Source organism: Streptomyces sp. NBC_01288, assembly GCF_035982055.1.
Taxonomy (GTDB): Bacteria; Actinomycetota; Actinomycetes; order Streptomycetales; family Streptomycetaceae; genus Streptomyces.
Window position 1 is genome coordinate 5021953 of record NZ_CP108427.1, and the last position, 18613, is coordinate 5040565.

Annotated in this window: 19 protein-coding genes and 1 pseudogene; 9 read left to right on the forward strand and 11 right to left on the reverse strand. The window is 70.4% G+C overall.

Annotation, left to right across the window (positions count from 1 at the left end; genetic code table 11):
• Positions 1-54: 54 nt before the first annotated feature.
• The 4 genes from OG194_RS22435 to OG194_RS22450 are packed head-to-tail and all read left to right on the forward strand — an operon-like array spanning position 55 to position 3723.
• On the forward strand, positions 55-972 hold the full coding sequence (locus OG194_RS22435; RefSeq protein ID WP_327402609.1) for a carbohydrate ABC transporter permease: 918 nt from the start codon (positions 55-57) through the stop codon (positions 970-972).
• Positions 969-1655 carry a bifunctional 4-hydroxy-2-oxoglutarate aldolase/2-dehydro-3-deoxy-phosphogluconate aldolase gene (locus OG194_RS22440; protein ID WP_327402610.1) on the forward strand — a complete coding sequence of 229 codons (687 nt, stop codon included), beginning with the start codon at positions 969-971 and terminating at the stop codon, positions 1653-1655. The genes OG194_RS22435 and OG194_RS22440 overlap by 4 nt, the downstream gene beginning before the upstream one ends.
• Positions 1652-2623, forward strand: coding sequence for a sugar kinase (locus OG194_RS22445; RefSeq protein WP_327402611.1), 972 nt, complete (start codon positions 1652-1654; stop codon positions 2621-2623). Before OG194_RS22440 ends, OG194_RS22445 begins: the two co-directional genes overlap by 4 nt.
• Positions 2624-2670: 47 nt before the next feature.
• Positions 2671-3723 (forward strand): lactonase family protein, encoded by a 1053-nt coding sequence (locus OG194_RS22450; protein ID WP_327402612.1) that lies wholly within the window; start codon positions 2671-2673, stop codon positions 3721-3723.
• A gap of 93 nt (positions 3724-3816) precedes the next feature.
• On the opposite strand, the gene OG194_RS22455 is transcribed toward OG194_RS22450, so the two are convergent.
• Positions 3817-4785, reverse strand: coding sequence for an alpha/beta fold hydrolase (locus OG194_RS22455; RefSeq protein WP_327402613.1), 969 nt, complete (start codon positions 4783-4785; stop codon positions 3817-3819).
• Between the two features lie 74 nt (positions 4786-4859).
• Here OG194_RS22455 and OG194_RS22460 point away from each other — a divergent pair, with 74 nt between their 5' ends.
• On the forward strand, positions 4860-5453 hold the full coding sequence (locus OG194_RS22460) for a TetR/AcrR family transcriptional regulator (protein WP_327402614.1): 594 nt from the start codon (positions 4860-4862) through the stop codon (positions 5451-5453).
• 47 nt (positions 5454-5500) lie between these two features.
• Here the strand turns inward: OG194_RS22460 and OG194_RS22465 are convergent, their stop codons facing one another.
• A complete protein-coding gene (locus OG194_RS22465; RefSeq protein WP_327402615.1) occupies positions 5501-6370 on the reverse strand; it encodes an SDR family oxidoreductase in 870 nt (289 codons plus the stop codon).
• Between the two features lie 117 nt (positions 6371-6487).
• On the opposite strand from OG194_RS22465, the pseudogene OG194_RS22470 reads away from it, so the two are divergent.
• Positions 6488-6850 (forward strand): annotated as a pseudogene (locus OG194_RS22470) (winged helix-turn-helix transcriptional regulator); the annotation flags it as partial.
• Between the two features lie 213 nt (positions 6851-7063).
• On the opposite strand, the gene OG194_RS22475 reads toward OG194_RS22470, so the two are convergent.
• The 5 genes from OG194_RS22475 to OG194_RS22495 all read right to left on the reverse strand — a co-directional run bounded on the left by OG194_RS22475 (position 7064) and on the right by OG194_RS22495 (position 9436).
• Entirely contained in the window at positions 7064-7702 is a 639-nt protein-coding gene (locus OG194_RS22475) for a DUF6518 family protein (RefSeq protein WP_327402616.1), read from the reverse strand.
• Between the two features lie 61 nt (positions 7703-7763).
• The gene (locus tag OG194_RS22480; protein ID WP_327402617.1) at positions 7764-7895 is read right to left on the reverse strand and encodes a hypothetical protein; all 132 of its coding nucleotides are present in this window, start codon (positions 7893-7895) and stop codon (positions 7764-7766) included.
• A 13-nt stretch (positions 7896-7908) separates the two neighbouring features.
• Positions 7909-8253 (reverse strand): winged helix-turn-helix domain-containing protein, encoded by a 345-nt coding sequence (locus tag OG194_RS22485; RefSeq protein ID WP_327402618.1) that lies wholly within the window; start codon positions 8251-8253, stop codon positions 7909-7911.
• Entirely contained in the window at positions 8250-8717 is a 468-nt protein-coding gene (locus tag OG194_RS22490) for a hypothetical protein (protein ID WP_327402619.1), read from the reverse strand. Before OG194_RS22490 ends, OG194_RS22485 begins: the two co-directional genes overlap by 4 nt.
• Before the next feature lie 98 nt (positions 8718-8815).
• Complete coding sequence (locus OG194_RS22495; protein ID WP_327402620.1) at positions 8816-9436, reverse strand: TetR/AcrR family transcriptional regulator; 621 nt, start codon at positions 9434-9436, stop codon at positions 8816-8818.
• A gap of 63 nt (positions 9437-9499) precedes the next feature.
• On the opposite strand from OG194_RS22495, the gene OG194_RS22500 reads away from it, so the two are divergent.
• Both OG194_RS22500 and OG194_RS22505 read left to right on the forward strand, forming a co-directional pair.
• Positions 9500-10240, forward strand: a complete 741-nt coding sequence (locus OG194_RS22500; RefSeq protein ID WP_327402621.1) for an alpha/beta fold hydrolase — start codon at positions 9500-9502, stop codon at positions 10238-10240.
• Positions 10241-10400: 160 nt separating this feature from the next.
• Positions 10401-11741, forward strand: a complete 1341-nt coding sequence (locus OG194_RS22505; protein WP_327407166.1) for a lipase family protein — start codon at positions 10401-10403, stop codon at positions 11739-11741.
• A gap of 37 nt (positions 11742-11778) precedes the next feature.
• Here the strand turns inward: OG194_RS22505 and OG194_RS22510 are convergent, their stop codons facing one another.
• Positions 11779-13722 carry a serine/threonine-protein kinase gene (locus OG194_RS22510; protein WP_327402622.1) on the reverse strand — a complete coding sequence of 648 codons (1944 nt, stop codon included), beginning with the start codon at positions 13720-13722 and terminating at the stop codon, positions 11779-11781.
• 249 nt (positions 13723-13971) lie between these two features.
• Here OG194_RS22510 and OG194_RS22515 point away from each other — a divergent pair, with 249 nt between their 5' ends.
• Complete coding sequence (locus tag OG194_RS22515) at positions 13972-15570, forward strand: GMC oxidoreductase (protein WP_327402623.1); 1599 nt, start codon at positions 13972-13974, stop codon at positions 15568-15570.
• A gap of 6 nt (positions 15571-15576) precedes the next feature.
• Here OG194_RS22515 and OG194_RS22520 read toward each other — a convergent pair whose 3' ends face one another.
• The 3 genes from OG194_RS22520 to OG194_RS22530 form a co-directional block, all read right to left on the reverse strand.
• Positions 15577-16782 (reverse strand): cytochrome P450, encoded by a 1206-nt coding sequence (locus OG194_RS22520; protein ID WP_327402624.1) that lies wholly within the window; start codon positions 16780-16782, stop codon positions 15577-15579.
• A complete protein-coding gene (locus tag OG194_RS22525) occupies positions 16779-17540 on the reverse strand; it encodes a ferredoxin (RefSeq protein WP_327402625.1) in 762 nt (253 codons plus the stop codon). Before OG194_RS22525 ends, OG194_RS22520 begins: the two co-directional genes overlap by 4 nt.
• A 61-nt stretch (positions 17541-17601) precedes the next feature.
• Positions 17602-18597, reverse strand: a complete 996-nt coding sequence (locus OG194_RS22530) for a 3-oxoacyl-ACP synthase III family protein (protein WP_327402626.1) — start codon at positions 18595-18597, stop codon at positions 17602-17604.
• Between the last annotated feature and the right edge of the window lie 16 nt (positions 18598-18613).

The following is an 18613-nucleotide window of genomic DNA, read 5'->3' on the forward strand; positions in this document are numbered from 1 at the left end:
CCTCCAAGGACGTACGCACCCCGTCGGCACCGTTGGAATCGGACGGATCACCCCATGACCTCACCCCTCTCAACTACGGTCCCCCCGACCGAAGTCGGCCGCCCCGCCGGAAAGCGTGACGCGCCCCGGCCCCGCACCGCCGAACCATGGACCCCGCGCAGGCTCGCCGCCGGCCTCGGCACCACGGTGCTCTGCCTCGGCACGGTCCTCTTCGTGCTGCCGTTCGTCTTCACGATCGTGACCTCGCTGCGGACGGCGGCGGACGTGGCGCGCTCCCCGCTGGGCATCCCGCACTCGTTCACCCTGAAGAACTTCACGCAGGCCTTCAGCCAGATCCACTACGGCACCAGCACCCTCAACACCCTTCTGATCACCGGGCTTTCGTGCGTGCTCATCACCGTGCTCGGCGCGCTCGCGGGCTACCCGCTGGCCCGGATCACCGCGGGCTGGTCGACGGCGGTGTACCGGCTGTTCATCCTCGGCACGTCGATCCCGGTGTTCGTCGTCGTGGCACCCCTGTACCTGCTGATGCGCGACCTGAACCTGCTCGACACATACGCGGGTGTCGTCTTCATCTACACCGCGCTCAACCTGCCGTTGGCCGTGTTCTTCTACACCAGTTTCATCCGCCAGGTCCCGACCGACCTGGAGGAGGCGGCGGCCCTCGACGGCTGCGGCGCGCTGCGCACGTTCTTCGTCATCATCCTGCCGCTGCTACGGCCGGTCACCAGCACCCTGTTGACGTTCATCTCGCTCCAGATCTGGAACGACCTCCTCGTCCCCCTCGTGTTCCTCCAGGACCCGGGCAAGCGCACGGTCATGGTGAACGCGTACTCCTTCATCGACCCGCACACCGTGCAGCCGACGACTCTCTTCCCGGCCGCGCTGCTGGGCGTGCTGCCCCTGTTCGTCATCTTCATCTTCTTCCAGCGCCAGATGGTCGCCGGAATGTCGGCGGGAGCGGTGAAGTGACGCAGCATCACATCCCTGAACGGCCCTTTCTCACAACCCAGTTGACCAGTACCCGGGTCATGGCCATCCTCAGGTCGGCCGACGCCTCCGGGCTGCCCGCCGCGGCCCGTGCCCTCGCGGCCGGCGGGGTCACCTGCCTGGAGGTCACCCTCACCACCGGGGGCGCACTGGACGCGATCGCCCGTATCAAGGACGAACTCGGCGCCGCCGTCTCGGTGGGCGCGGGTACGGTCCTCACCGCGTCCGACACCCGGGACGCGCTGGCGGCGGGCGCGGAGTTCCTGGTCGCCCCCAACGTCGAACCGGACGTCATCCGCGCCGCTGCGGATCTCAACGTCCCCTTCTACCCCGGCGCTTGGACGGCGACCGAGGTGATCACCGCGTGGCGGGCGGGCGCGGCGGCCGTGAAACTCTTCCCGGCGTGCACGGGAGGTCCGACCCACCTGGCCCAACTCCGGGCCCCGCTACCGGAGATACCGCTCATGGCGGTCGGCGGCGTGGACCTGGAGGCGGCGGGACTGTACATGGCCGCGGGGGCACTCGCCGTGGGCGTCGGGTCCCCGTTGTTGCGCGGCGCCGACCGGGACCCCGCTCCGGAGGCGCTGAGCGCCCTCACGGCACGGGCACGCGCACTGCTGAAGACGGTCAGGCCCGACACCGGGGCCGAGGAGAAGCATCTGTGAACACCCGCAAGCCAGTTGAGGGTGACGAGCCCTACCTCGTCACCGTGGGCGAGACCCTCGGCGTCCTGTCCGCCGCCGGCCCCGGCCCGCTCGCCCTGGGCACCACCCTGCGCCTCGGCATCGCCGGCGCCGAGTCGAACGTGGCCGTGGGCGTCAGCCGTCTGGGCGGCCGGGCGACGTGGATCGGCCGCGTGAGCGACGACGAACTGGGCGAGCTGGTGCTGCGCGAGCTGCGAGCCGAGGGCGTCACCGCCCTCGCGGTACGCGATCCGGCGCCGACTTCCCTTCTCCTCAAGGAGAAACGCACCAGTACGCATCACCGGATGCGCTACTACCGGACGGCGACGGCGGGGGTGCGCCTGTCCCCCGAGGACATTCCGGAGGAGGTGGTGGCGGGGGCGGCTGTCCTCCACATCACCGGCATCACACCGGCGTTGGGGGAGGGTCCGGCACGGGCGGTCCGCCGTGCGGTGGATGTGGCAAGAAGCGCGGGGGTGTTGGTGTCGCTCGACATCAACTTCCGCTCCCTCCTCTGGAACGAGGACGAGGCGAGGGAGGCGGTCCTGCCTCTCCTCCGGGACAGCGACCTGGTGTTCGCGGGCCCGCACGAGGCGCGGCTCGCGGTACCGGACCGCCACGAGCCCGAGGAACTGGCCAAGGGAATCTGCGAGTTGGGCCCGTCGGGGGCAGTCATCAAACTGGGCGCGGAGGGAGCCTTCGCGCTCGTCGACGGCCGGCCGTACCGCCAACCCGCGCTGCCCGCCCGCGTCCACGACTCGGTGGGCGCCGGAGATGCCTTCGTGGCGGGCTACTTGGCCGAGCTGCTGGCGGGCGCCGCGCCTGAACTCCGGTTGGACACGGCGGCTCGGCTGGGCGCGTTCGCGGTCGGCACGGAGGGCGACTGGGAGGGCCTCCCGCGCCGAGCCGAACTCGCACTGCTCGACCACCACGACGACGTACTCCGCTGAGGAGCTGAACTCCGATGGCACAAAAGACAGTTGACGACTCATCAATCATGGCTGAAGCAGGGCGAGTTGTTGTTCTGACCGGTTCGTACACGCCGGACACGGGTGGTGAGGGCGTCGGTGTGACGGCGCTGCGTTTCACTCCGGGGGACGGCCTGGGCGTGGTGGACGCGGTGGCGGCGAGCGGGGCGTCGTACCTGGCGGCGCACCCGACCCTGCCCGTCGTCTACACGACGCACGAGTCGACGCCGGGCGCGGTGAGCGCGTTCGGTCTGCGGGAGGGGGCGGCGCCGGTACCGCTGGGAGCACCCCTGACCAGCGGTGGAGCGAACCCCTGCCACCTGACCGTCCACCCGAGCGGCGACTACCTCCTCACCGCCAACTACGGCACGGACACGTTGCCCGGCACGGTGGCGGTCCACCGCCTGGACGCGGACGGCCGGCTCACGGACCTGACGGACGTGGTCGAACACGAGGGTTCGGGCCCGGTGACCGGCCGCCAGGAGGGCACCCACGCCCACCAGGTCGTCGTGGACCCGGCCGGCCGCTACGTCCTGGCCACGGACCTGGGCGCGGACACGGTGTTCACGTACGAACTGGAGCCGGATCCAGGCAAGTTGAAGCCCGTGGCCGCCTCCCGACTCCGCCCGGGCTCCGGCCCCCGCCACCTCGCCTTCACCCCGAGCGGCGACCTGGTCCTCAGCGCCGACGAACTCTCCTCGACGGTGACCTGCCACCGCTACGACGCCGAGACCGGCACCCTGCACGAGGTGTCACGGATACCGGCAACGGCCGTAGCGGACATCCCCAACCAGCCCGCCGGCATCGTGACTTCGGACTGCGGACGCTACGTCTGGGTCACCAACCGGGGCCCGGACACGGTGGCGGCGTTCCGGATCACGGGTACGGCTCTTGAGCCCCTCGGGGAGATTCCCAGCGGAGGTAACTGGCCTCGGGGGCTGACCACGGCGGCGGGGCATCTGCTGGTGGCCAACCAACACAGCGGGACTGTCGCGGCGTTGGGGATATTGGAGGACGGGTCGTTGGTGGAGTCGGGGGTGGTGGTCGCCGTGGCGTCGGTGGTGTGTGCGTTGGTGATCTGAGCGGTGTGGGGGGCGGTTGGCTGAGATCTGAGAGACGGACGATTGGCCGGTCAGGCCGCGGCCATCTGCCGGGCAAGCTCGCACGTCCGCCCTTTACCCGACTCCCACGTGATCGACGAACGCGCCCAACGCCCTTACAACCGCGTCGGGTTGCTCCTCCGGAATGAAGTGCCCGGCGTCCGGGACGACGACGCCGGTGATGTTCTTCGCCCAGGGGCCGAGGGAGGCGGCCATGTCGGGGATCGAGCCGTGGGAGCTGGAGATTCCGAGGACCGGGAGGGTCAGGTGGCCGCCCAGGGAAGCGAGGGCGGCACGGTTCTCGCGGGCTGACTCCTCGGCGTCGCGGAAGTAGGCGAGGGCCGCTCGGAGGCCTCCCTCGGCTGCGATGGAGGCGGCGTAGTAGTCGATCTCGGCGGCGCTGAAAGTCGTCGGGGAGAGGGTTTTCGTCCTCAAGAACCAACCCACGTACTCCCGTTCGCGGCCGGTGATCAGGGTCTCGGGGAGTTCGGGGACCAGGTGGAAGGCCAAGTGCCAGGTTTTCCAGGCGCGTTCGGGGTCCGTGGGGATGGTGTCCGGGAGGGTGATGCCGGGGATGCCGGCGTCGAGGAGGGCGACGCCGTGCAGGTGGTCCTGGTACTTCAGGGCGAGCGAGAAGGCTACGCAGGCCCCGATGTCGTGGGCGGCGAGCCAGTACTTCGGCACGTCGAGTGCGGTCAGCGCGGCCTGCACGCGGGAGGCGAGGGTGTGGCTGTCGTAGCCCTCGTCGGGGCGGTCGGAGTGGCCCTGGCCCGGCAGGTCGACCGCGATCACGTGGAAGCGCTCGGCGAGGCGGGGCATCACCTGGTGCCAGGCCCACCAGTTCTGCGGGAATCCGGCGAGCAGCACGACCGTAGGGGCGCTCGGGCTGCCGCCTTCCACGGCGTGCAGGCGGATTCCGTCCGCGTCGACCCAGCGGTGGGTGAAACCGGGGAGGTCGCGCAGCGGCAGACCGGCGACGCCGGCCGAGGTGGGGGTCGCGTTCTGGTCGGGTGAGCCGTTCGGGGTGACGTCGGCTTCGGTCATGTATCCAGGCTAACTCATCTTGGACTGTTCGGTTCAGGATACGATGGGCTGGATCGAGGACGGGGTGCGTGCGGATGGCCGGGAAGAAGCAGTTCGACGTGGAGGTCGCGCTCGACGCGGCGATGGTTCAGTTCTGGCGGGACGGATACGCCGACACCTCGCTCGACGACCTCTCCAACGCGACCGGGCTGAACCGGAGTTCGCTCTACTCCTCGTTCGGCGACAAGGAGTCGCTCTATCTGCGTTGCCTGGACCGGTACGCCCTCCGGTACGGGGACAAGTACGAACAGGCGCTCTCCTCCGGGGTGTTCGGGGAACCGTTGTCGGCGATCCGGGCGTTCTTCGAGGTCACCCTTCACCGCATCGCCGACCCCGACGTACCGGACGGATGCCTGGTCGCCCAGACCGCGATGGCGACGCCCGTGCTCAGCCCCGCCATCGCCGCGCGCGCGGTCGAAGCCGTGGGGCTTCAGCGCGCGCGGCTGCGAACGGCCCTGCACACGGCGGAGTTGAGCGAGGGTGACGCCGAGGACCACGCCACTCACATCACGGCGGTCAACCAGTCGCTGGCCGTGATGAGCAGGGCCGGGGCGAGCGGCAGGCAGCTCGGCGCGATCGTCGGCATCAGCATGAACGCGCTCTCGCAGGCTTTGCGCGGCCGGGACTAGAGCGCCGTCAACTGCCATAGGGGGAACGGGAGATAACGCGTCCGGTGTCAGCGGAACGCGGCGACATGGCGCGCGGCCCAGTCCGCGAACGGGCGCGGGGTGCGGCCCAGGACCCGTTCGATGTCCGGGCTGATGCGCAGTTCGGCGGGGCTGGGGGCGCCGAGGATGGTCAGGGTGTCCTCGGCGAGTTCGGGCGGCATGCTCTGGGACATGGCGGCCTTGGCCTCCTCGCGGGTGAGGTCGTGGAACCGTACCGGCGAGCCCAGTGCGGCGGCGATGGCCTCCGCCTGCCGGCGCGGCGTGATCACCTCCGGGCCGGTCAACTCGTAGACACCGCCCGTGTGTTGGTTGTCCAGCAGGCAGGCGGCCGCGACCTCGGCGATGTCCGCCGGGTCGACGATCGGTACCCCGATGTCGCCGAAGGGCGCGGCCACGACCCCTCGCGTACGGATGGACTCGGCCCACCACAGGGCGTTGGAGGCGAAGCCGCCCGGCCGCAGGATCGCCCACTCCAGGCCGGACTCCCGCAGTACGTCCTCCAGCGCGCGCATCGCGATCCGTGTCGGGCCGAAGGGCCTGGTCGCCACGCCCTGGGTGGAGAGCAGGACGACCCGGCGGACCCCGGCGGCCTCGGCCACGGCGATGATGTCGGCCGGGTCGGCTCCGCCGGCGTGCAGGTCGCCGGAGAGGAGGAGGAACAGCGCCTTCGCTCCGGCCAACGCGGGTTCGAGGCCCGCCGGTTCGGCCAGGTCGGCGGCGACATGCCGGACGCCGTCCGGCACCTTCCCCGCCCCCGTACCCGTATCCGTCCCCGTCGCCGCGTGCCGCGACACCGCCGTCACCTGCTGTCCCGCCTCGGCCAACGCCCGCGTCAACGGCCGGCCGATGTTCCCGGTAGCCCCGGTCACCACGATCATGTTCAGCTCCTGTCACATGTGTCGCACGCGGTGCGCGTTCCGCATCCGCTCTACGGCCCTCACGCTAGGAGTCGGGCTAACTTTCGGTAAGGACATACCAAGAGGTAAGCTCATAACATGACGGAAGGCGTGCAGGAGAGAGGGGTCGGGACAGGGCCCCGGTATGAGGTGTTTCACACCGACTGCCTCGCCCGCGATGTCGTCGACCACGTGACCAGCAGATGGGGCGTCTGGGTCCTGATCTCCCTGCGCACCAACAGCCTCCGCTTCTACGAACTCCGCGAGAGCATCCAGGGCATCAGCGAGAAGATGCTCGCGCAGACCCTCCGCACCCTGGTCCGGGACGGCCTCCTCTGGCGCGAGGTCGAACCGACCACACCGCCCCAAGTCACGTACGGGCTCACGGAGTTCGGCCGGGAGGTCGGCGAGCCGCTGTCGGAACTGTTCGACCGGATCACGCGACGGTTGTCGGCGGGGGACGCGGGCCAGCGCCAAGGCGTACGCCTCCCGCAAGAACCGAGTGCGGCGTCAATCGCCTCAAAAAGCACCGCGCCGTGGCCACGAGGTACGACGAGCTCGCAGTCCGCTACGAGGCCACGGCCCTCGTAGCGGCCATCAACGAGTGGTTGTAACCAACACATGCGACCAACACATGCGATCAACACATGTGACTGAGCGAGGAGTTGGACAGAGTCACACCGATCCGAGCAGGCCGCCGAGGATGCCCTGCTCGGCGAGGTAGAAGGCGAGGCCGCCCACGGGTGCGAGCACGGCGCACAGCCAGTAACGGTGCACCCCTGCGCGCGCCAGGTAGACGGTCAGGAGAGCGGTGAGCAGCGCGCCGGCGGCCAGGAAGACGACCGCCTCTCCCCAGTAGTGGAGCGCCAGAGCCAGCCAGAGCGCCTCCCCCAGCACCACCGTCGCGATGACCGCCCCGGCCACTGCCCGCACGTCCCCCCGCCCGCGCCGTAGCGTCCACCCGGCCCACCCCAGCAGCGGACCTCCGGCCAGCCCCGCCACCGACCACACGGCGGCGGTTCCGAGCCCCCCGGCCCCGAACGTCTCCCCGAGCGTGGACGCCGCGTAGTAGCCGCCACAGGTGGCGAGCATCATGACTGCCCCACCCCAGACGGCGAGCCGCCGGGCACGGATCAGCGCACCGGCCGCGGCAGTCCAGATGATCCAGGTGGACACCGAGTTGGTCGCCCGCTCCAACAGGGGCGTCGTCCCGTGCAGTCCGTACGTCGCCCAGCCGAGCAGCAGCCCGAAGGCCGCGGTCGCGGTGAGGACGGTGACGGGGGTGTCGCAACGGGACGCGGTTGCCGTAGTCATACCTCAGCACTATACACATGACGTATACTCTCAGTGTATAGCCACTGGGGCTCTGTCGATTTCACCAAGGGGGCCGGCGCGGCTCGGCCGCGTAGTCGAAGAGGAACCGGTGCGCCTGCTCTGTATCGCGGCCGGCCGGTTCCGTACCCGCGAGCAGCAGCTCCCGGCGCCCCCGTTCCTCGCTCGCACTCACCTTGCCCCCTTCCTCAGCCCCCCGGGTCGCCGTCGTCGGCCGGCGCCCGGTCGGCGGCGAGTCGCGCGGCGTTCTGCAGCCAGGTGAGGTGTTCGGTGAACGCGGTGCGGCCCTCGTCGGTGAGCCGGAACCAGGTCCGTGGACGTCGTCCGACCGCGCCCTTGCGTACTTCGAGGTAGCCGGCGTCTTCGAGGATCCGGGACTGCTTGGACAGCACCGAATCACTCACCCCCACGGTGTCCCGCACAACGGAGAACTCCACCCACTGCGGGCCGGCGGCAAGCAGTCCGCAGATCGACAGCCGGGTCACCGGATGGATGATCTCGTCCAGTCGCCCGCGTCCTTCATGTCCGGTCATCGCGAAACCGCTCGTCCTTGCCGGATGTCGTGACGGATCGCCGCGTTCTGCCACAGCAGAATGCCCACTACCGCCGCCACCACGACGATGCCCAGCGTGATCGCGAGTGCGGTGTCCCCTCTTCCGAGCAGCACGTGTTCGCCCGCGACGGATGCCAGCGCCAACCCGAACGTGACCCACATGACGGGTCGGGCCGACGGGTAGATCGTGTCCCGGCCCCGGTACTTCACACCGGTGGTGTGAACCAGAAGCCGGCTGAGGCCTATCTGGACCAGGATCAGCACCAGCAATGCGCTCTGGCCCACCTCCTCGGAGATGTATCGCGGCTGTAGGAACGGCAGGGCCAGCACCGCTGCCAGCAGCAGCGCGGTCACCGCCAGGTACCACCACGGAAGCCTCAACCGCTGGGCCAACGCCGTCCGCTGCTGTTGAAGCAGATCCAGGTCCCGCGAGCCGTCGTTCATGACAACCTCCACCGCATGGCATGGCATGTACTTTCCATAGTGGAAAGTACATGCCATAAGGAAGGGCCGCAACACCCCAGGCCGCACCCGGGAGTTGGTCAGGTCGAGGGGATGTCCGAGACCTCCGCACAAGCCACCGCATACGGCCACACCGCACCCCCGATCTCCTCCGGCGTCCCCGGGCAGTCCCGTTGCAGCCAGTCGATGATCGTGCCCAGGACCGCGCCCGCCAGGAAGGCGGAGACCGGGTCGTGCGGGAAGTCGTCCGCGGCGGTTCCCTCATCGGTGTCCAGGCCGCGACTGATGCGGGCCGCCAGCGTGATGCGGTGGAGGAGGTGGTTGATCATGCGGGCGCTGCCCTCGTCGCAGAGGAGGGCGCGGTAGAGCGGGGCGTTGGCCGCGACATGGGTGAAGAGAGCGGGCAGAGGGTTCGGCAACGGGGTTCCGTCGGGAGTCAGTTGGCTGTGCGGGATCGGCGCCACGGCCACCAACTCGTCGTACGTCGCCGTGCACGCCGCCACCGCCAGGTCGTGGACGTCGACGTAGTGCTCGTAGAACGTCGAGCGGTTGACGCCGGCGCGTTTCGTGAGGTCGGCGACGGATATCTGGCGCAGGTCGCGCTCGGTGACCAGGTCGCGGAGGGCGGCTTCGAGGGCGGCGCGGGAGCGGAGGACGCGAGGGTCGGGAACTCCGTGACGTTCGGGGGGTTGCGCTGGCATGCGGTAACAGTATTCTCCCCAACACCTGACGGTTATCCGACAGTTGTTGGACAGGAGCGCCCTATGGCCACGTACGTTCTCGTGCACGGCGGCAGTCACGGCGGCTGGTGTTATCAGCGCGTCGCGCGGATCCTGCGGGCGAGCGGGCATGACGTCTACACCCCGACACTCACCGGGCTCGGTGAGCGGGCCCATCTGCTCGGGCCCGGTGTCGATCTCGACACCCACATCACCGATGTCGTCCAACTCCTCGTGTACGAGGGGCTGTTCGACGCCATCCTCGTCGGGCACAGCTACGGCGGGATGGTCATCACCGGTGTCGCCGACCGCGCCCTCGACCGTGTCGGCCACCTCGTCTACCTGGACGCGGCCACCCCGGCGAACGGGCAGTCCCTCGCCGAACTGGCACCGGAGTTGATGGCCGCGTCGCGTGCCATGGGGCGGGTGGTCGACGGGGTGGAGCTGGTGAACTTTCCCGGTGAAGGACCCATGCCCTACTACGGGTTGACCGATCCGGACGACATCGCCTGGCTGGCGCCGAAGATCACGCCGCATCCGTGGAAGTGCTTCGACCAGCCGCTGCGGCTCCACGACGAGGCGGGGGTACGGGCGCTTCCGCAGTCCCAGATCGTATGCACGTCGACGCTGCCGTACCGCGACCCGGCGGACCTTCAACCGGCGCGCGCCGCCGGGCGGTTGTGGGACATCGACACCGGTCACGATCTGATGGTGAGCGAGCCGCAGGCCGTCGCCGGGTTCCTGGAGCTGGTGGCGGCCGCGACGGACGCGGCGGCGGCGGAGTGACGGCCGCCCCACACCCCGCTCACAGAATCGGCTGACAGTCAGTCACATTACCGAAACGTAACCTACCGACAGGTATCACGAGTAACTTACCCGCAGGTAAGTTCCAGGCGAACCATTCTCCGGACGGCCGCTCCACAGGAGGTTCGCCATGCCCGCACGCATGCCCGCACGCCGACGAAACCTGCTCGCCGCCGCGATCACCGCGGCCGCCTGCCTCACCACCCAGGCCCTCGCCCTCACGACCGCAGGCCCCGCGACCGCCTCGGACGAGGTCGTCTCCAGAGGCGTCACCATCCCCGAGTTCTACAACCCGCCCAGCACCCTGCCCGCCGCCGACGGCACCCTCGTCCGCAGCGAGCCCCTCCCCCTCGCCCTGAGCCTGCCCGGCCTCGACGGCAGCACCCTGCCCGGTACCGCGACCCGGCTGATGTACAAGTCCACCGACTCGAACGGGCAGCCCGTCGCCGTCACCGGTGCCTACGTCGAACCGTCCGCCGACTGGTCCGGCACCGGCCCGCGCCCCCTCGTCGCCGTCGCCCCCGGCACCCTGGGACAGGGCGACCAGTGCTCCGCGTCCATGGGCCTGGAGCATCCGCTGTCCCTCAACAGCCAGACAGTGTCGGTCGGTTACGAGGATCTGGCGATCTACCGGCTCCTCGCCGAGGGCGTCGCCGTCGTCGTCACCGACTACGTCGGACTGGGCGCCACCGACCGGCTGCACACCTACGTCAACCGGATCGACGAGGCGCACGCGGTGCTGGACGCCGTACGCGCGGCCCGTGCGGTGACCGGCGCCTCGGTCACCGCAGGCTCACCCGTCGGGCTCTACGGCTACAGCCAGGGCGGCGGAGCGACCGCGGCCGCCGCCGAACTCCGGTCCTCCTACGCCCCGGACATCACCCTCGCCGGGACGTACGCCGGTGCCCCGCCCGCCGATCTGACCTCCGTCACCAAGGCCATCGACGGCAGCGAACTCGCGGGCGCGCTCGGCTGGTCGCTCAACGGGTTCCTCCAGTCCGACCCGGATCTGAAGCCACTCGCCGAGGCGCATCTCAACGATGCCGGGAAGGCCGCGCTCACCGATCTGTCGACCATGTGTGTCGGGGACGCGTTGCTCGGCTACGGCTATACGCGGAGCAGCAGTTGGACCACGGACGGGTCGTCCATCAGCGACATCATCGCCTCGACTCCCGCGTTGCGGAAGTTCCTCGACGAGCAGCGTATCGGCACGCTGAAGCCGTCCGGGCCCGTCCGGCTCGCGACCGGCGTCAGCGACAACCTCGTCCCGCACGCGCAGGCCCGCCAACTCGCCCTCGACTGGTGCGCGTTGGGCGGTGACGTCACGTACAAGGCCGTCGTCCTGCCCAGTGTCGGCAGCGCGCTCCTCAACCACTTCGCGCCCCTCCTCACCGACCAGGGCGACGCGATCTCCTGGCTCACCGACCGCCTAGCGGGCCGGTCCACCGCCTCCAACTGCTGGACCATGCCCGTCCAGCCCTGAGACCGGCCGGACGGGTCCGGCCGTCATCGCCGAACCGTCACCGTGCCGGAAGTTCCCTCGCCGCATTCCCCACAACCGCCACCGCCAACTCGGCCGCGGTGTCGCACAGTTGCTTACCCGGCTGCGGTGCGTACACGGTCAGCTGGAACAGTTCGGTGGTGTCCTCGCCGACGGAGTCCGGGTAGGTGCGATGCGGAGTCCGTACGGTGCAGCTGTCGTCCTCGGCCTCGTCCGCGACGTAGTAGCTCTTGGTGCCGGCGACGTTCACGGGCGTTCCGTCGTCGGCGTCGAGCGAGTTGTCCCGGCTGAACTGGATCTCCACCTCGCGTTTGCCGTCGTCGCTGGACCAGTCGCAGTCCCAGGAGCCGAACCCGGGCTCCTGGTTCGCGAGTCGGACACCGGGCACCCTCTTGAGGTCGGCGGCGTCGAGGAGCGTGCACGCGTTCAGCCGGGCCAGGGAGTTCGCGGCCGGTGCCGACGCGCGGCGGGGTACCGGGCCGTCGGCCAGGACGCCGACCACGTGATCGGTGGCGGCGTCGGCCAGTTGGCACGGGTCGGGCGACGACGGGGCCAACTGCCGTCCGACGACCCGGATCTGCGTGCCGTCGGTGGGCAGGACGGCCCGCTCGCAGGTCTCCCCGTCCCGCTTGAGGGTCACGACCGTGAGGCTGCCGACCAGGCGGGTGGACCGGATGTCGTCGAAGTCGTCCCGGTCCGCGTCGAGGTTGACCTGGAGGTCCGCGATGTCGTCACCGCTGGTGTTGTGCACCAGGACGTCGCACCGGTCGATCTCGCCGTAGTCCGGGTCCAGCACGGTGTCGCCGAAGCGGCTCAGCGAGGCGGTGTCGATCAGCCCGCAGGGGTCGGCCGTCCGCTCGTCGCCCATGGTGCCGGCCCGCGCCGAGGCCGAGGGCTTCGCGTCGGCCAGGCCGACACCCTTGTCGTGGCCGCCCTTTGAGCCCCATGGGCCGAAGAGGACGAGGCCGCCCGCGACGGCGGCGGCCGTCACCAGCGACACCGCCGTGATCGCCACGGGGCGTCGTCGTACGCGGCGCGGCAGCGAGAGGGTGAGGACGTCCCGGGTGCGGCGGGACAGCCGGCCCAGCCGGAGTGTCGACGACTCCAGGTCCAGGGTGCGGCGGTCGTCCAGCCGTTCCTGGATGTGCGCGGGCGGCGGTGCGGCGCGGGTCAGCAGCTTCCGGGCGTGCGCGGCGTCGGGCCGGTCCCGGGGTTCCACCGCCAGCAACGCGGCCAGCGGCTCGGTGAGTTGACCGGCCCGGCGGGTGGGCTCGATGCGTCCCTCGACGGCCCGGGCCAGATAGGTCATGAGGTGCTCGGCCTCGCCGTACGGCGACTGCCCCTCGACGGCCGCGAACAGCGAGGCACCCAGGGAGAACACGTCCGCCTTCTCACCGGCGGGCTGCCCCTTCGCCAACTCCGGCGCCAGGTAACGGGGTTTGCCGCGCACGGTGCCGGTCGTGCTCTGCGTGGAGTCGTTGCCCAGGGCCCGGGAGATCCCGAAGTCGGTGAGTCGGGCGACGCCTTCGTCGGTGACGAGGATGTTCTCCGGGGTCACATCGCCGTGCACCACACCCGCGCGATGCGACTTCACCAGCGCGTCCGCGATCTGGCAGCCGATCGACCCGGCCTCCTCGGGCGCCAACGGGCCGCGTTCCGCCATGAGTTGGGCGAGGCTGCGGGAGGGGACGTACTCCATGACGATCCAGCAGGTGGTGCCCTCGTCGATGTAGTCGAAGACGGCCACGATGTTCGGGTGGTGCAGCCGCCCCGCGTTGCGCGCCTCGCCCATGAGCCGTCGCGTGGCCCGATCGTCGTCCAGGCGTGCGCACTTGACCGCGACCCAGCGCTGCAACCGCTCGTCCCAGGCCCGCCATACGACGCCCATGCCGCCGGTGCCGATGGGCTCGTGCAGGAGATACCGGCCGTCGATCCTGTCCCCGGCCGCTGGTGTCACCGGCACCGTTCCACCCCTCGCCCTCACACACGGTCCTGACGGGTAACGGAGTGTACAGAGCGGACACTTGGGGGCGATCGGATTCACCGGACTTCGAAGGGACCCACCCCGAACCCCCACACGATTCGGGGACGGCCGATCGATAGCGAGACTCTCCCGTCCGAGAATTACATTTCCGTTTGTTGACAGTGCCATGTCCAAACGCGCTACGCTCCCGGCGACTCGCACTCCCCCTACGGTTGCCGGAGTCCCCCCATGCCCGAACACACCTCCCCCCACCCCACCCTCAGCCGCCGCGGCCTGCTCGGCGCGACCGCCCTCGGCGCGGTCGCCCTGGCCACCGGACAGACCCGGGCCGCGGCCTCGACCCGCGCCGCGGTCACGGAACTCCGCGAACGGGCCGTCGTCGTCGGCACCGGTTTCGGCGGCGGGGTCACCGCGTTACGACTGGCCCAAGCCGGCGTCTCCACCCTGGTGCTGGAGCGCGGAAAGCGCTGGCCGACCGGCCCGGACGCGACCACGTTCTGCCGCTTCGCCAACATGGACAACCGCTCCGCCTGGCTCACGGACCACGCCGTCGTCGGCGGCGGCACCCAGACCTGGACCCCCTACACGGGCGTCCTCGAAGCCGTCGTAGGAAACGGCATGACCGCCATGTGCGGAGCAGCCGTCGGCGGCGGATCGATCATGTACCACGGCATGACCCTCCAACCCACGAAGGCCGACTTCGCGACCTCCATCCCCCAGGCGGCCGGCCTCTACGACGACCTCGACCTCTGGGCCTACCCGACCGTCTCCCGGATGCTGGGCATCTCCACCATCCCCTACGACGTGCTCGCCTCCGACCCGTACAAGTCGTCGCGCCTCTTCCAGGACATCGCGCCGAAGGCGGGCCTGACCCCGTTCAAGGTGCCGCTGCCCATCGACTGGGCCTATGTCCGGGGCGAGTTGGAGGGCCTGTACGACCCGACGTACACCACCAGCGACATCGCCTTCGGCGTCAACAACGGCGGCAAGCACTCCATCGACGTCACCTACCTCGCGCAGGCGGAGTCGACCGGACTCGTGCAGGTGGCCCCCCTCCACATCGTGCGCGACCTCGCGATGGACGCGAACAAGAAGTGGGTGCTGTCCGTCGACCGCATCGACACCGCGGGCACCGTCCAGGAGCAGATCCGGATCACCGCGGACGCCGTCTTCCTCAACGCGGGCTCGCCCGGCACCACCCGCCTCCTGGTCAAGTCCCGTGCCAAGAACCTGATTCCGGACCTGCCCGACGCGATCGGCACCGGGTGGGGCAACAACGGCGACCGCATCTGGGCCTGGATCAACCCGACCGGCGACGCGGGCACCCAGCAGGGCGGCCCGGCCTGCGTCGGCGGCCGCGACCCGGGCAGCACGATCCCGCTGACGGTCGTGCACGCCGGTTCACCCGTACAGCAGACGGGAGTTACCGCCCTCACCGTGGTCGGCTTCGGCATCGTCGACGGCGCGGGCACCTGGGCCTACGACGCCACCACCGACGACGCCGTCCTCACCTGGCCGACCGACGCCGACGCCGCGTTGCAAACGCTGATCGCCGGCAAGATGCGGGACATCGCCACCGCGGGCGGCGGCCTCATGATCGACACCAACGCCCAAGCCCCGTCCACCTGGCACTCGTTGGGCGGCGTCCCGATGGGCGACGCCGTCGACCTCTACGGCCGCGTCCTCGGCCACAAGGGTCTCTACGTCCTCGACGGCGCCCGCATCCCGGGCTCCACCGGCGCCTGCAACCCGTCCATGACGATCGCGGCGCTCGCGGAACACAGCATGCGGACGATCGTGCGGCAGGACCTCGGGCGGGTGTTCTGACCTGAACTAGGCCCAGGTCACCGGAAGTTCCCGCAGCCCGTACACGATGTTGTCCTGGTTGTAGGTGAGTTGGTCCGCCGGGACGGCGAGGCGCAGGGCGGGCAGGCGGCGCAGCAGGGTCGTGAGGACGATCTGGAGTTCCACGCGGGCCAGGGTCTGGCCCAGGCACTGGTGGATGCCGTAGCCGAAGGCGACATGGCGGCGGGCATCGCGGGTGGGGTCGAAGTCGGCGCCGGACGCGAAGAGTCGCTCGTCGCGGTTGGCGGTGGACAGCATGCAGATCACGCCCTCGCCCGCCGGGATCGTCACCTCGCCCACCCGCACGGTCTCGGTCGCCGCCCGGCCGAGACCGAGGTGGATGATCGTGAGGTGCCGCAGGAGTTCTTCTACGGCGCCGCGTACCAACTCCGGGTTCTCGCGCAGGAGTTCCGCCTGGCCGGGGCGGCGCAGCAGGGCGAGCACGCTGACGGCCGTCATGTTGGCGGTGGACTCGTGCCCGGTGACCAGGAGCAGGAAGCCGAGCGAGGCGGTCTCCTGGTCGGTCAGGTCCTCGCGGGCGGCGAGCCGGCTGAGGATGTCGTCACCGGGCTCGCGGCGCTTGCGCTCCGCCAACTCCGCCAGATAGCCCATGAGTTGGGCGTGCGCCAGCTCCGCCTCCGGCCGGGTGGTGCGGTTGTCGAGGAGAGTGCGGCTGAGCGACTGGAACAGGTCGTGGTCCTCGTACGGCACCCCGAGCATCAGACAGATGACCAGCGACGGGACCGGCAGCGCGAGGTCCGCCACCAGGTCGGCCGCGGTGCGGCCCTCGGTCATGCGGTCCACGGCCCGGTCGACGATGTCCTGGATGCCGGGGCGCAGTTCCTCGATCCGCTTGACCAGGAAGTCCTTGGTGACCATCCGGCGCAGCCGGGCGTGCTCGGGGTCGTCCATGCGGATGAAACTCGGCTTGGCGGTGGCCAGTTCACGCTGCCCGGCGGACAGGAAGGGGAACCCTGGCGTGCGCGCGTCCGCGCTGAAGCGGGCGTCGGCCAGCACGGCCCGCACCTCGTCGTACCCGGTGACCAGCCAGCACGCGGTGCCGTCCGGCAGCACGGCACGGGTGACGGCGGCCTCCCGGGCGGCGGCGGTGTAGGCGGGCGGCGGGGAGAAGGGGCAACCGCCGTAGGGAGCCGGGAGGTTGAGGGCGGGGACGGTGAGGGTGGTGGCGGTCATGGGTGGGCTGTCTCCTCGTGGTCGACGAGCGTGATGGCCCCGCTGGGGCACAGGTCGGCGGCGAAGCGCACCTCGTCGGCGTACCGCGCGTCCGGCTCCGGGACGAGCAGCGCGACCCGGCCGTCCGTCTCGTCCTGCTCGAACACCTCGGGCGCGACGCCGACGCACTGACCCGCGCTGCAACAGCGGTCCCGTTCCAGGAGCACGGTGAGCGAGGGCTGCCGGTCGGAGGGGGTGCGCAGGGTGTTGAGCGTGGTGCACATGGTGGCGGTCTGACCGGCCAGCACCAGGAGTTCGACGAGTTGCTCGGGGGTGAGGGTGCGGGCCAGGCGGTCCCAAAGTCCCTCGGGGATCGCGGAGTTGACGGCCAGCAGATCCGCCGCCTCCAGAAGGGCCCGGTCCTCCGGCTGCCAGGGGTGGACGGCCAGGTCGGCCGCCGTCGCGTCGATCTCCACGTCCGTCAGACCCGCGTCGGCGGCCGGGGTGCGGTGCCGACCGTGGACGTAGGGCGCGTCGAGGCGGTGGGCCACCCGCAGCACGATCACCTCGCGTCTGCGGTGGCCGAGCGTGCCCTCGTGGGTGAGGACCCGGGCGAGGGAGAGCCAGGCGTGGGCCAGCACGGGGTGGTGGGCGAGGGTGCCGAACAGGTTCTCCCGGCCGGGGCCGTCCTGCCGGGAGTCGGCGAGCAACGAGCGCAGTACCGGGGGCCATTGGGCGGGCGGGAGGGGTGGAATGCGGGGGGTGTGGGTCGGGGTCATGGTGCCTTCACGTTCGTACGGTGTCGGAGGCTGGGGAGTTGTCGTGGTGGGCCGGCGGCGTTCACCAGCGGCACACGACCACCCCCGCACTCGCCCCGCTCGCGAAGCCGAACATGCCCACCAGGTCGCCGCGTTGGAGGCGGCCGCTGTCGAGGGCGGCGGCGAGCTGGAGGGGGATGGTGTTGGTCGCCACGTTGCCGTGGGTGGGGAAGGTGGCCAGGATGCGGCCCGGGTCCACGCCCACCCAGTCGCAGACGACCTTGGTGAACGGCACCGACGGCTGGTGCACACAGACCAGGTCGAGGTCGTCACCCTGGACGCCCAACTCCCGTAGCGCGCCCCGGACTTTGCCGGGCAGACCCTCGAACGACCCCACCAACTGGGCGGAGTCGATGCGGAGATGGCCGAGTGTGCGGTGCTGCGCGTACGGGTTGGGCAGGGTCGCCGCGCGCCAGCCCCAGGAGTTGGCGAAGAACCGGGAGCCGAGGATGCCGGGCCGGTCGCCCGCCTCCACCAGCAGGGCCGAGCCCATGTCGCCGGTGCTGAGACTGGGCAGCGCGGTCAACAGGTCGGCCGGGTCGTCCAGTTGCCAGCGGCTCTCCCGGGTGCTGACCTCGGCGGTGGTCACCAGCACCCGCCGGTACTGCCCGCTCCGGATGAACGCGTCGGCGACCTCAAGGGCGTTGAGGACTCCGTTGCAGGCGTTCTTCAGATCGAACACCGGGCAGCCCAGGCCGAGTTTGTCGGCGACGACATGGGCGGTGGCCGGCTCCTCCATGTCGGCGAGGATGCCGGCGTAGAGAAGCAGGTCCACGTCGCCCGGGTCGGTGCCGGTGTCCTCGAACAGACGCCGGGCCGCGTGCGCGGCCAGGTCGGAGGGCTGCTCCAGGTCGTCGGCCACGGTGCGCTCCGTCAGCCCGTACATCCGCTGGAGCACCCCGCGCGACAACGGCACGGCGGGGCTGCCCGCCCGGAAGCGGTCCTCCACCGCGGCCACGCTCTGGCGTCCCTCGGGGATGTGGACGGTGGCGTGAACGATGGTGCTGTGAACGGTCATTGAGCCCTCTTCAAGT